This window comes from Modestobacter sp. L9-4 (assembly GCF_019112525.1).
GTDB lineage: Bacteria > Actinomycetota > Actinomycetes > Mycobacteriales > Geodermatophilaceae > Modestobacter.
The window spans coordinates 1,698,406-1,710,808 of record NZ_CP077800.1 but is presented as its reverse complement, the minus strand read 5'-3'; the positions used below and the strand labels follow the sequence as shown (position 1 = coordinate 1,710,808).

The 12,403-nt window shown below is 74.3% G+C and carries 13 protein-coding genes; 8 read left to right on the top strand and 5 right to left on the bottom strand.

Translation table 11 applies throughout. The features are described 5' to 3' along the window. Positions 1 to 104: 104 nt before the first annotated feature. From pstS to KUM42_RS08010, 3 genes are all read right to left on the bottom strand, one after another. Positions 105 to 1,232, bottom strand: coding sequence for a phosphate ABC transporter substrate-binding protein PstS (gene pstS, locus KUM42_RS08020; RefSeq protein WP_237496238.1), 1,128 nt, complete (start codon positions 1,230 to 1,232; stop codon positions 105 to 107). A 214-nt stretch (positions 1,233 to 1,446) separates the two neighbouring features. Beyond that, positions 1,447 to 2,418 (bottom strand): mycothiol synthase, encoded by a 972-nt coding sequence (gene mshD / locus KUM42_RS08015; protein WP_255557580.1) that lies wholly within the window; start codon positions 2,416 to 2,418, stop codon positions 1,447 to 1,449. Between the two features lie 31 nt (positions 2,419 to 2,449). Beyond that, positions 2,450 to 3,187 (bottom strand): response regulator transcription factor, encoded by a 738-nt coding sequence (locus KUM42_RS08010; RefSeq protein WP_237496237.1) that lies wholly within the window; start codon positions 3,185 to 3,187, stop codon positions 2,450 to 2,452. Between the two features lie 149 nt (positions 3,188 to 3,336). On the opposite strand from KUM42_RS08010, the gene KUM42_RS08005 reads away from it, so the two are divergent. The 6 genes from KUM42_RS08005 to KUM42_RS07980 all read left to right on the top strand — a co-directional run bounded on the left by KUM42_RS08005 (position 3,337) and on the right by KUM42_RS07980 (position 7,108). After that, on the top strand, positions 3,337 to 4,158 hold the full coding sequence (locus tag KUM42_RS08005; protein WP_237496236.1) for a hypothetical protein: 822 nt from the start codon (positions 3,337 to 3,339) through the stop codon (positions 4,156 to 4,158). After that, positions 4,155 to 4,865 (top strand): DUF2993 domain-containing protein, encoded by a 711-nt coding sequence (locus KUM42_RS08000; protein ID WP_237496235.1) that lies wholly within the window; start codon positions 4,155 to 4,157, stop codon positions 4,863 to 4,865. Before KUM42_RS08005 ends, KUM42_RS08000 begins: the two co-directional genes overlap by 4 nt. 36 nt (positions 4,866 to 4,901) lie before the next feature. Then, positions 4,902 to 5,342 (top strand): thioredoxin family protein, encoded by a 441-nt coding sequence (locus tag KUM42_RS07995; protein WP_237496234.1) that lies wholly within the window; start codon positions 4,902 to 4,904, stop codon positions 5,340 to 5,342. 148 nt (positions 5,343 to 5,490) lie between these two features. After that, positions 5,491 to 5,943: a DUF4395 domain-containing protein gene (locus KUM42_RS07990; RefSeq protein ID WP_237496233.1), complete on the top strand. Its 453-nt coding sequence runs from the start codon at positions 5,491 to 5,493 to the stop codon at positions 5,941 to 5,943. A gap of 35 nt (positions 5,944 to 5,978) precedes the next feature. Then, positions 5,979 to 6,812 carry a sulfurtransferase gene (locus tag KUM42_RS07985; protein WP_237496232.1) on the top strand — a complete coding sequence of 278 codons (834 nt, stop codon included), beginning with the start codon at positions 5,979 to 5,981 and terminating at the stop codon, positions 6,810 to 6,812. A 2-nt stretch (positions 6,813 to 6,814) separates the two neighbouring features. After that, positions 6,815 to 7,108, top strand: coding sequence for a DUF1416 domain-containing protein (locus KUM42_RS07980; RefSeq protein ID WP_255557566.1), 294 nt, complete (start codon positions 6,815 to 6,817; stop codon positions 7,106 to 7,108). 130 nt (positions 7,109 to 7,238) lie between these two features. Here the strand turns inward: KUM42_RS07980 and KUM42_RS07975 are convergent, their stop codons facing one another. Both KUM42_RS07975 and KUM42_RS07970 read right to left on the bottom strand, forming a co-directional pair. Beyond that, a complete protein-coding gene (locus KUM42_RS07975) occupies positions 7,239 to 8,996 on the bottom strand; it encodes a bifunctional diguanylate cyclase/phosphodiesterase (protein WP_237496230.1) in 1,758 nt (585 codons plus the stop codon). Further along, entirely contained in the window at positions 8,993 to 9,838 is an 846-nt protein-coding gene (locus KUM42_RS07970) for an alpha/beta fold hydrolase (RefSeq protein ID WP_237496229.1), read from the bottom strand. The genes KUM42_RS07975 and KUM42_RS07970 overlap by 4 nt, the downstream gene beginning before the upstream one ends. Positions 9,839 to 10,109: 271 nt before the next feature. Here KUM42_RS07970 and KUM42_RS07965 point away from each other — a divergent pair, with 271 nt between their 5' ends. Together KUM42_RS07965 and KUM42_RS07960 are read left to right on the top strand one after the other, a co-directional pair. Beyond that, positions 10,110 to 10,682, top strand: coding sequence for an FABP family protein (locus tag KUM42_RS07965; protein WP_237496228.1), 573 nt, complete (start codon positions 10,110 to 10,112; stop codon positions 10,680 to 10,682). Further along, positions 10,679 to 12,382, top strand: a complete 1,704-nt coding sequence (locus KUM42_RS07960) for a DUF885 domain-containing protein (RefSeq protein ID WP_237496227.1) — start codon at positions 10,679 to 10,681, stop codon at positions 12,380 to 12,382. The genes KUM42_RS07965 and KUM42_RS07960 overlap by 4 nt, the downstream gene beginning before the upstream one ends. Positions 12,383 to 12,403 lie beyond the last annotated feature (21 nt).

Genomic DNA, 12,403 nt, shown 5'->3' with positions numbered 1-12,403 from the left:
AGTGCTGCGGTGTCCAGGGATCGAGCGGGTCGTTCACGTGCTGCGACGGCCCGGGCTGTCCTGGTGGACACCCCGGGCCGCCGTGGAGAGCGTGGAGCAGTCGGTCAGCTGGCGACCGTGATGGCCTCGATGACCTTCTCGGCGGCGGTGCGCGCGTCGTCGGTGATCGGCGAGCTGCCGGCGTTCTTGGCGGCGGCGGCCTGGCCGTCCTCGCTGACCACGTAGGTCTCGAAGGCCTTCAGGGCGTCGGCCTTGGCCTTGTCCTTCATCTCGACGCAGCCGATGTGGTAGCTGACCAGCACGATCGGGTACTCGTCGGCCGAGGTGGTGGTGCGGTTGACCTTGATGGCCAGGTCGTTCTCGCCGCGACCGGAGACGGTCTCGGAGTTGGCGACGACGGCGGCAGCGGCCTCGGGGGAGGGGGCGACGAAGGTGTCGCCGACCTTGACCTTGGCGATGCTCAGGCCGGCGGCCTGGCTCTCGTCGGCGTAGCCGATGGCACCGGCGCCGGCCTTGACGGCGTCGACCACACCGGAGGTGCCGTTGGCGGCCTCGCCACCCTGGATCGGCCACTCGTCGGCGGCCTTGTTCGTCCAGACGTCCTTGGCCGCGGAGGCCAGGTAGTCGGTGAAGTTCTTGGTGGTGCCCGACTTGTCGCTGCGGTGCACCGGCGCGATCGCGGTGGCCGGCAGGGTCACGCCCGGGTTGTCGGCGGCGATCTCGGGGGCGTTCCAGGTGGTGATGGCGCCGCTGAAGATGCCGGCGAGGGTGGCCGGGGCCAGGTTCAGGTCCGAGACGCCCTCGAGGTTGTAGATGACGGCGATCGCGGAGATGTAGTTCGGCAGCTCGAAGACGCCACCGTCGCCACAGGCGGTCGTGGCCTTGGCGAGCTCGTCGTCGCTGAGGGCCGAGTCCGAACCGGCGAAGTCGATGCTGCCGGCGAGGAACTGCTCGCGGCCACCGCCGGAGCCGACCGGGTCGTAGCTGAAGGTCACGCCGGGCTGCATGGTGTTGAAGCCGGCCTGCCAGGCGGTCATGGCGGCGGTCTGCGCGCTGGAGCCGGCGCCGACGAGCGAGCCCTCGAGCTCGGGAGCGCTGCTCGCAGCACTGCCGCCGGTGGCGGCGGCGGCGGGCGAGCTGGTCTCGTTGGACGCCCCACAGGCGGCCAGGGCGAGGGTGGCGGCGAGGGCGGTGGAGACAGCCGCGGCGCGCGTCGTGGTGCTGAGCTTCAACTCAGTGCCTTTCAACTGAAGGGTGCCCGGGCGTCGGAGCCGGGCGGTCTGCGTGACGTGGCAAGACGCTAAGCAGGCCAGATGGACGGATCCGGCTCCCTCGGTGAACGAGGCGTGAACGCGGGTTGAGACGTGGACCACGACTCGGCACACGCTGTACGTCCAACGGGTGAACCACCGCGCGGCGAGACGGTGGGGGACCGGAACTGCACCCTCAGTGAGAGGTCGTGCTCCGCCAGGAGACGTCGACCAGGTACCGCGTGAAGCCGCTCCGCTCGTACAGCGCGACGGCCGCGGTGTTGTCCTCCTCGACGTAGAGCAGCACGTGCGAGAGACCCTGTCCCCGCAGGTGCGCCAGCCCCAGGTCGGTGAGTGCGCGGCCCAGGCCGGTGCCCTGTGCGTCGGGGTCGATGCCGAGCACGTAGACCTCGCCGACGGGGGCGTCCCCGGCCTCACCCGCCGGGTGCACCTTCGTCCAGTGCGACCCCAGCAGCCGCCGGCCGGCGGTGACGTCGTCGGGCCCGGCGTCGGGGGAGGCGTCGGGGGAGACCTCGCGCCAGGCGAGGAAGAAGCCGGCCGGGTCGAACCACGCCTCGGCCTCGCGCAGGGCGAGGTCCTCGGTGGTCCACCGGCCCTGCTCGGGGTGGGCGGCGAAGGCGCGGGCGTTGACGTGCAGCCAGGCGTCCTCGTCGGTGCCGGGCCGGAAGGTCGACACGGTCACCCCGGCGGGCAGGCGCGGGTGCGGGTCGGGGTCGACGCCGTCGAGCGGACGGCGCATCTGCAGCAGCACCCGGGCGCGCTCGTACCCGCGGCTGCGGGCCAGCTCCGCGGAGCCGGGCAGCTCGCCGTGCGCCCACACCCGCAGCGGCCGGCTGCCGGCGAGCTCCTCGAGCCGGCCGATCAGCGCCGTCCCGACCCCGCGACGGCGGGCGGACGGTGCGACGACGAGCTCGGCCTCGGCGTCGGGGTCCTCGGCCGGCCGCTCCAGCCGGGCGTAGCCGACCAGCGCACCGGCCGGGTCGCGGACGGTGACGTCGGCGCCACCCGCCGGGCCGCCGTGCGCCAGCCGCAGCTCGGACTCCTCGGATACCGGCCGCACGCCGTCCGCGGCCAGGGCAGCCGCCAGCAGCAGCCCGACCTCGGTGACGACGGCAGGGGCGAGCCGGTCGGTGACCTCGACGAGCAGGGCGGGCGGTTCGGTGCTCAGTGGTCCGGCCTCAGCTGAGGGCGGTGCCGGCGTCGGTCGCGGCGACGTTCGCCGCGGTGGTGGCGTCGGCGACCTGCTGGTCGAGCTTGTAGCCGACGTTGCGCACGGTGCCGATGAGCGCCTCGTGCTCGGTGCCGAGCTTCGCGCGCAGCCGGCGGACGTGGACGTCGACGGTGCGGGTGCCACCGAAGTAGTCGTAGCCCCAGATCTCCTGCAGCAGCTGCGCGCGGGAGAAGACCCGGCCCGGGTGCTGGGCGAGGTACTTGAGGAGCTCGAACTCCTTGTAGGTCAGGTCCAGCGGGCGACCGCGGAGCTTGGCCGAGTAGCTGTGCTCGTCGATGACGAGCTCGCCGGCCTTGGTCACACCGCCCTCGCCGCCGTCGGCCGGGGTGGCCGCGGCCAGCCGCCGGGCGGTGGCCCACTTCAGCCGGGCGTCGACCTCGGCGGGGCCGGCGGTGTCCAGGACGACGTCGTCGACACCCCAGTCGGCCGACAGCGCGACCAGCCCGCCCTCGGAGAGGACGGCGACCAGCGAGGCGGCCACGCCGGTGGAGGCGAGCAGGGAGCACAGCGTGCGGGCGGAGACGAGGTCGTGCCGGGCGTCGACGAGGACGACGTCACCGGCGTCACCGTCGAGCAGGCTGGACAGCTCGGGGGCCACGACGCGCACCTGGTGGGCCAGCAGCCCGAGGGCGGGGAGGACCTCCGTGGTGGCCTGCCGGGCCGAGGTCATGAGCACGAGTCGCATGTCTCTCCTCACTGGGGCGTGGTCCCAGGCCGTCGACCGCGCTGTCGAGGTGAGAGGGCAGGATAGCGGACTGCCGGGCCCACCAGGTCTCCCTCGTCGGCCGGGCGGGTCCGCACGCCCGGGCCGCGGGTCTCTGGGACGATCGCGGGGTGACGGCGACCGGCGTGGACGTGGAGCTGTCCCGCCGCGTGCACCACCTCCCCGCCGCCGGTGCCGTGGTCGTGGCGACGGCCCTGGCGGCGCTGCTGCCGGTGGCCCTCGAGGACACCGGCCGGTTCGCCGCCGTGCTCGTGCTGCAGCTCGCGCTCGTGGCCGCCTGGGTGGTGGCCACCGGCATCCGCGGGTTCGCCGGCTCCCTGGCGCTGGGTGCGCTCGCCTCGGTCGGTGCCGACCTGGCGATGGTGCTCCCCGACCGGCCCGAGCTGGACTGGCTGCTCGCCGTCCTGGGGCTGGGCTTCCTGCTCGCGGTCGTCCACCAGATGACCCGTCCGCCGCCGCGTCGCTACCTGGTGGCCTCGCTGGCCGGCGTCGTCCTGCTGCTGTGCTCGGTGGGCTCGCTGGCCGTGCTGCTGGCGGTGGCCCGGGTCGACGACGGTGAGCACGCTGCGCTGACCGCGGTGCTGGCGGTCGGGGCCGCGCTGCTGGCCGGCCACCTGGTCGACCTGGTCCTGCCCCGGCCGCAGATCGCCGACGGCGTGCCGCGCGGCCTGCTCGGCCTGGTCGTGTCGGTCCTGGTCGCGGTGGCGGTCGCGCTGCTGCGGCGCGACGGCGGTGACCTGGCCGACTCGCTGTCGGCGTCGGTCTACGGGGCGGCGCTCGGGGGCGTGGCGGCGCTGATGGCGGTCGGCGCCTCCTACGTGGTGGCCGAGCGCGGTGCGTCCAGCTGGGCGCTGCCGGTGGTGCAGGCGGTCCTGCCGCTGGCCGCCGTCGCACCGGTGGCCTACGCGCTCGCCCTGTCGGGCACCGGGTGACCCGCCGGGCCGGCTGCCTGGGCGCCCTGGTGTTCCTGCTGCTGCTCGTGCTGGGCCTGCTGGTCGTCGTCGACCGGGTCGGCGTCGGCATCGCCGAGGACCGGGTCGCCACGCAGGTGGCGCAGCGCGGCGGGCTGGCCGGCCCGCCGGAGGTCGACATCACCGGGTTCCCCTTCCTCACCCAGGCGCTGCGCGGGGAGTACCGCGACGTCCGGCTGCAGCTGACCGCCGAGCAGCTCGGCCAGCCGGCCGGGACGCACGCGGACGTGTCGCTGCGGGGGGTGCACGTGCCGTTGTCCGACGTCCTGTCCGGCTCGGTGCAGCAGATCCCGGTCGACCGGGTCGACGGGACGGCGACGATCTCCTACGCGCTGCTGGCCCAGCAGCTCGGCGGCGACACCGTGCTGGCGCAGGAGGGGGACGGCATCCGGGTCACCCGGCGGGTGGAGGTGCTCGGGACCGAGGTCCCGCTCACCGCCACGGGCACGGTGCGGCTGGAGGGCGGTGACGTCGTCATCGACGTCGGCGACGCCTCGGCCGGCTCGCTCCAGGTGCCCGACGCGGTGCTCCGGCGGGCCGCGGGCCTGCTGGACCTGCGCTACCCGGTGCCCGCGCTGCCCTTCGGTCTGCAGCTGACCAGCGCCGTCCCGGCGGCCGACGGCGTCGACGTCCGGGTCGAGGCGACCGACACGGTGCTGTCGGGCTGAGGAATGCCGGCGCGGGCCGACCGGTTCGCAGGTGTCGTGGACACGACGGGTCTGGTGGTGCTGGCCGCTGCGCTGGTGCTGACCGCCGTCGCCGCGTGGTGGCTGCGCGTGCGCAACGGCGCCGTGCGCCAGGTGACCGAGGAGGCCGTCGTGGGAGAGCTCGCCGTGCTGCAGGGGCTCGGGGCGCGTCCGCAGGACGCCGACCTGACCGTCGTGCAGTTCTCCACCGCCTTCTGCGGCCCCTGCCGGGCGACCCGGGCGCGGCTGCAGCAGCTGCAGACCACCCGCCCGGGGCTGTCCTACCTGCACGTCGACGCGGAGAGCCACCTCGAGGAGGTGCGCGCCCTCGACGTCCGGCGCACCCCCACGCTGTTCTACCTGGACCGCGACGGTGCCCTGATCGGGCGCAGCAGCGGAGCGCCCCGGCCCGAGGAGCTCACCGCCCTGGTGGACGCCCACACCGGCGCACAGGCGTGATCCGCTACCCTCGCGCCGTGGCCCCCCTGCTGACCTCGCGACGCACAGTCGACCTGTGCCGCGTCGGCAGCAGCCGGTGTCCGGCCTCCTGAGGGCGGAACGCTCCCGCCCAGACGCGCCCTGACCGCCGTCCGGAGGCCCCACTCGCATGACCCACCCTCGTCCCACGCCCGCCGACGGGCCGCAGGTCGACGTCCGTGGCCCGCGCTTCGGCGCCTGGGTCACCACCGTCGTCCTGGCCCTCGCGCTGCTCACCGGCAACGGCTGGGTGGTCGCCGCCCAGGCGGTCGTCTTCGCCGTCGGCGCGTTCGCCGGGCTCCGGTACGCCCCCTACGGCGTGCTGTTCCGCACCCTGCTCGCCCCGCGCCTGGGTCCGGTCCGGGAGCGGGAGCCCGAGGCGCCGCCGCGGTTCGCCCAGCTCGTCGGGCTGGGGTTCGCCGTGGTCGGCGCCGCGGGGTACCTGTTCGGGGTGCCGCTCGTCGGCGCCGTCGCGACCGGCCTCGCGCTGGTCGCAGCACTGCTCAACGCAGCCACCGGCTTCTGCCTGGGCTGCGAGCTCTACCTCACCGTCCGGCGGGCCCAGACCGCCCGCACCGTCTGAACCCGTCCGACCCACCCCTGAAGGAGAGCCATCCCATGAGCCGTACCGACGTGCTCGTCACCGCAGACTGGGCCCAGGAGCACCTGGGCCAGCCCGGCATCGTCCTCGTGGAGGTCGACGAGGACACCAGCGCCTACGACAAGGGCCACATCGAGGGCGCGGTCAAGCTGGACTGGAAGACCGACCTGCAGGACGCCGAGTCCCGCGACTTCGTCGACCGCGAGGGCTTCAGCGCCCTGCTGTCGGCCAAGGGCATCAGCAACGACGACACCGTCGTGCTCTACGGCGGCAACAACAACTGGTTCGCCGCCTACGCCTACTGGTACTTCAAGGTCTACGGCCACGGCGACGTCAAGCTGATCGACGGCGGCCGCAAGAAGTGGGAGCTCGACAGCCGTCCGCTGTCCGCCGACGTGGTCGAGCGCCCCGCCACCCAGTACCAGGCCGCGGAGCCCGACACCTCCATCCGCGCCTTCCGCGACGAGGTCGTCGAGGCGATCGGCACGAAGAACCTGGTCGACGTCCGCTCGCCCGACGAGTTCGCCGGCAAGCTGACGGCGCCGGCGCACCTGCCGCAGGAGGGTGCCCAGCGCGCCGGGCACATCCCGACCGCGGTGAACGTGCCGTGGAGCAAGGCGGCCAACGAGGACGGCACCTTCAAGAGCGACGAGGAGCTCGCCGCGCTCTACACCGGCGCGGGCCTGGACACGGGCAAGGACACCATCGCCTACTGCCGCATCGGCGAGCGCTCGAGCCACACCTGGTTCGTGCTGCGCGAGCTGCTGGGCCACGAGAACGTCAAGAACTACGACGGCTCCTGGACCGAGTACGGCTCCCTCGTCGGCGTCCCGATCGCGAAGGGCGCCTGACCGTGTGCGGGGCCCCCGAGCAGGGTGGCGGTCTCGCCGGCGTGGACCTGACGACCCAGACGGTCATCCAGGGGCAGGTCTGGCACGACGGGTCGCCGGTCGCCGGCGCCTACGTGCGGCTGCTGGACGCGACGGACGAGTTCACCGCCGAGGTGGTGACCAGCCCGGAGGGTCACTTCCGGTTCTTCGCCGCCCCGGGTGAGTGGACGCTCCGGTCGCTGTCCCCGGTCGGCCGGGCCGAGCGCCGGGTCGCCGTGGACGTCGGTCTGAACGAGACGACGCTCGCCATCGCCTGACGGCGACCCCCTCGCCCCCACCGCTCGCGGCGGAGGGCGCGGGGACCGACGCGACAGGGCCCGTCTCCCCTCGGGGAGGCGGGCCCTGTCGCGTCAGCGGGTGGGGACGCCGTGGCGGTCCGGCGGGGTGTCAGGCGGGGACGGCGACCGGGAACGGCACGGCCGCAGCCGGCACGGGCCGGCTGAAGAAGTAGCCCTGCGCCTGGTCGCAGCCCAGCGCGGTCAGCGCGTCCCGCTCGTCCGCGGACTCGACGCCCTCCGCGACGGCGACCAACCCCATGGCGTGGGCCAGGTGCACGCAGCTGGCCACGATGGCCCGGTCCCCGTCGTCGGTGGTCATCCCGGCGACGAAGGAGCGGTCGATCTTCAGCTCGTCCACCGGGAACTGCTTGAGGTAGGTGAAGCTGGAGTACCCGGTGCCGAAGTCGTCGACGGCCAGCAGCACGCCCAGCGACCGCAGCTGCTGCAGCGTGCGCAGCGCCGACTCGGGGTCGTTCATCAGCGCGGTCTCGGTGATCTCCAGGACCAGCCGGGACGCCGGCAGGCCGGCCCGGGCCAGCACGCCGGACACCCGGGCGACCAGGTCGCCGTCGGCGAGCTGGCGGGCGGAGACGTTGACCGCCATCTGCAGGCCCGGTGCGACGCCGGTCGCGTCCCAGCGCACGGCCTGCGCTACGGCCTCGGTGAGCACCCAGGCGCCCAGCTCGCGGATCACCCCGGACTCCTCGGCCGCGTCGATGAAGTCCATCGGCTGCAGCAGCCCGCGGGTGGGGTGCTGCCAGCGGACCAGCGCCTCCACGCCGCTGATCGCGCCGGTGGGCAGGTGCATGCGGGGCTGGTAGTGCAGGCGCAGCTCCCCGTCGCGGATCGCGCTGCGCAGGTGCTCCAGCAGCACCAGCCGGTCGGCGGCCGGGTCGGCGCTGCCGGGGACGTGGGCCTCCCAGCGGCCCCGGCCCTGGCTCTTGGCCCGGTACATGGCCGTGTCGGCCCGGCGGAGCACCAGGTCGGCGGCGGTGGGGACGTCGGCGGGGGCGATGGGCAGCTCGGCCGCGCAGCTGCCGATGCTGGCGGCCACGACGACCTCGACGCCCTGCAGCACGACCGGCTCGGAGAGCACGTCCTGCAGCCGGGCGGCGACGCGGCGGGTGCCGGCGGGGGAGACGTCGTCCAGGACGACGAACTCGTCCCCGGCCAGCCGGGCCACGTCGGCGCCGGCGCGGGAGGCATCCTCGAGGCGGCGGGCGATGACGCGGAGCAGCTCGTCGCCGCTGCTGTGCCCGAGCCCGTCGTTGACGGCCTTGAACCCGTCGAGGTCGATGAAGAACACGGTCGGCACGGCCGTGCCGGGACCGGTCTCGTCGGCGCCGCAGCGGGCGAGCCGGCCGTGCAGGGCGTGCAGCAGACCGGGGCGGTTGAGCAGCCCGGTGAGCGAGTCGTGGTGCACCAGCTCGGTCAGCGCCGCCTCGGCCGCGGCGATCCGGGCCTGCGACTCCTCGGCGCGCCGGCGGGCGGTGAGCAGCTCCTCCTCGTAGCGGCGGCGCTGCTGGGCGTCGATCAGCACGACCCGGGTCTCCGGGGCCGGCAGCCCGTCGGTCACCCGCGTCGCGCTCAGCAGCGCGGGGTGCCGCTGCCCGTCGGCGCCGATGACCTGCACGGAGGCCTCGGCGATCCGGCCGGTCACCATCAGCTGCGGCAGGGCGTGCGTGGTGTGCAGGACCCGGTCGCCGATGGGCAGCAGACCGGTGAACGGCCGGCCCAGCAGGTCGGTGGCCACGTGGCCGGTCCACTCGCAGAACGTGGCGTTGGCGGCGGTGATGAGACCGTCGTCGTCCAGCAGCAGGTGGCTGCCGGGGGCGTGCTCCCACAGGTCCGCGTAGTCCGGGGTCATGGCAGCAGGTGGGTACGGATCGCCGCCGCGGTCTCCTCCGGTGCGCTGATGTGCGGGCAGTGCCCCAGCGCCTGCAGCTGCACCAGGGTCGAGCCGGCCAGGTTCTCGTGCAGGTAGCCGGCGACGTGCGGCGGCACCATGGCGTCGGCCCGGCACTGCATGACCACCGTCGGGGTGGTCACCTGCGGCAGCAGCGGGCGGTAGTCGGTGGTGAACATGATGCCCAGCAGCTGGCGGGCGACGTCGGGGTTGACCCGGCAGAAGCTCGCGGTCAGCAGCTCGCCGTGCTCGGGGCTCTCCGGGGTGCCCATGATGACCGGGGCCATCGCCTCGGCCCAGGTGAAGTAGTTGCTGTCGAGCGCGCCGGCCACCTCGGTCATGTCGTCGTCGGAGAACCCGCCGTCGTACCCGTCCGTGGAGTCCTGCATGAAGTAGGGGTTGGCGGCGACCAGCACCAGCTGCCGGAAGCGCCCGGGCTCGGCGATGGCGGCCTTGACCGACATCATCGTGCTCACGCTGTGCGCCACGAGCGTCACGTCGTGCAGGTCGAGCTCCGCGCAGATGGCCAGGATGTCGGCGGCGTGCCCGTCCAGGCTGGCGTAGTGGGCCGGGTCGTAGGCGGCGAAGTCCGACTGCCCGTAGCCCATCAGGTCGTAGCGCACGACGCGGTGGTCGCCGGAGAAGTACGGCACGACGCCGTCCCACATGCCCTGGTCGCAGCCGAAGCCGTGGGCGAGGAGCAGCACGGGGCCGTCCTCGGGGCCGGTCGCGGTCACGTTCAGCTTGGTCGCCACCGGCCCACGGGTGAGCTGGGCAGGTCGTGCTCCGGCGTCGATCGACACCTGGTCACCTCATCTGTCGGTGGCAGCCCCCGTCGGTTCGACAGCCGTCCCACCCCCGTGACGTCGGCGGAGGACGCGACGTCCTTGAGCCGGGCACCCCGCTGGGGTGAGACCGACCGCCTCCGGCGTGTACCGGGGGCTCGGATTACGGTGACGGCATGGGTCTGGTCTCCGCCTGGGTGCTCGTCACCCTCACCGGGCTGACCGCGCTGGGCTTCGCCGCCTCAGCGTGGCGGCTCACCCGCACCGAGCCGCGACGGGGTGGGCTCCGATGAGCGCCCCCGTCCCGCCCGGCCTGCCCGACGGCCCGGCCGCCGGCCCGACCGAGCTGCCGGTGCCCGACACCGTCGACGTCCGCACCGGCCCCGAGGTCGCACACGAGCTGCTGTCGGTGCTGCCGCTGCTGGGTGAGTGGCACGGCGAGGGCCAGGCCGCGGGCGCCGGTGGTGACCACCGCTTCGGCCAGTGGGTGCGCTTCGCCCACGACGGCCGCGACTTCCTCTCCTACGAGTCGCGCACCTGGCGGCTGACCGAGGACGGCCAGGTCGCCGGCCCCGACACCCGCGAGTCCGGCTTCTGGCGTCCGCGCGGGGACGACGAGGTGGAGCTGCTGGTGAGCTCCCCGGCCGGCCTCGTGGAGATCTACGTGGGCACCGCCCGGACGACGACCAGCTGGGAGCTGACCAGCGACGTGCTGGCCCGCACCCCCGACCACCCCGACGTCAACCGGGCCACCCGCCTCTACGGCATCGTCGACGGCGCGCTCATGTACGCCGTCGACCGCGCGGCCGGCGACCAGCCGCTGCGCCCCACCATGTCCGCCCGACTGGAACGGATCCGATGACCACCGTTGTCCCCACCACGCCCCGCCAGGTCGCGGACGCCCACGTCGAGGCCGTCTGCGACCTCGACCCGATCGTGGCGACCCAGCTGGGCACCCGCCCCGGCGACGACCGGCTGCCCGACACCACCCCGGCCGGGCAGGAGGCCGAGGCCGAGCTGATGCGCTCGACGCTGGCCGAGCTGGACCGGGTGCTGGCCGCTGACCCGTCCCTGGCCGACGACCCGATCGAGCGTCGGTGCGCCCGGCTGCTGCGCGAGCGGCTCACCGCCGCCCTGGCGCTGCACGAGGCGGGCGAGGGCCTGCGCGCGGTGTCCAACCTGTTCTCCCCGGTGCAGTCGATCCGCTCGGTGTTCTCGATGATGCCGACCGCCACCCCCGAGGACTGGGCCGTGGTCGCCCGTCGGCTGGTCCGGGTCCCCGCCGCCTACCGCGGCTACCAGGAGTCGCTGACCGCCGGCGCCGAGCGCGGGCTGTTCGCGGCCCCGCGCCAGGTGCACACCGTGATCGGTCAGCTGGACGCCTGGCTCGAGGGCCCCTACTTCGGCACGTTCGTCGCCGACGGCCCGGCGGAGCTGCGCGCCGACCTGGACGCCTCCGCCGCCGCCGCGGACGCCGCGGTCGCCGCCGTCCGGGACTTCCTCCGCGACACCTACGCCGCGCAGTGCGAGGGCACGCCCGACGCGGTCGGCCGGGAGCGCTACGCCCGGTTCGCCCGCTCGTGGAACGGCTCGGACCTCGGCAGCGGCACCGGCCTCGAGGACGCCTACGCCTGGGGCTGGGCCGAGCACCAGCGGATCCTGGTCGAGCAGCGCAAGGAGGCCGAGCGGGTCCTGCCCGGCGCGGCCCCGATGGAGGCCATGCGCTGGCTCGGCGAGCACGGCGAGGCCGTGGACGGCGTGGAGCAGATCCGCGAGCGGCTGCAGGCGATGATGGACACCGCGATCGAGGCCCTGGACGGCGTCCACTTCGACATCGCCGGGCCGCTGCGGCGGGTCGAGTCGATGATCGCCCCGCCCGGCAGCGCCGCCGCGCCGTACTACACGCGCCCGTCGCTGGACTTCTCCCGGCCCGGCCGCACCTGGCTGCCCACGCTGGGCAAGGAGCGCTTCCCGCTGTGGGACCTGGTCTCGACCTGGTACCACGAGGGCGTCCCGGGCCACCACCTGCAGCTCGCGCAGTGGGTGCACGTCGCCGGTGACCTGTCGAACTACCAGACCACCCTGGGCGGGGTCAGCGCCAACCTCGAGGGCTGGGCGCTCTACGCCGAGCGGCTGATGGACGAGCTGGGCTTCCTGGCCGACCCCGGTGCCCGGCTGGGCTACCTCGACGCGCAGCAGATGCGCGCCGTCCGCGTGGTCGTCGACATCGGGATGCACCTCGAGCTGCCGATCCCCGACGACGCCGAGGGCGCCGTCGCCGAGCACCGCGGGAAGCCGTGGACGCCGGAGCTGGCCCGTGCCTTCTTCGGGGAGAACTGCGGCCGGGACGCCGATTTCCTCGACAGCGAGCTGGTGCGCTACCTGGGCATGCCCGGTCAGGCGATCAGCTACAAGCTGGGGGAGCGGGCCTGGCTCGAGGGCCGCACCGCCGCGCAGGCGGCCCGCGGCGCGGACTTCGACCTCAAGGCCTGGCACATGGCCGCCCTGTCGCAGGGCAGCCTCGGCCTCGACGACCTGGCCGCCGAGCTCGCCCAGCTGTGAGTCGCTGAGCGGAGTGGACTC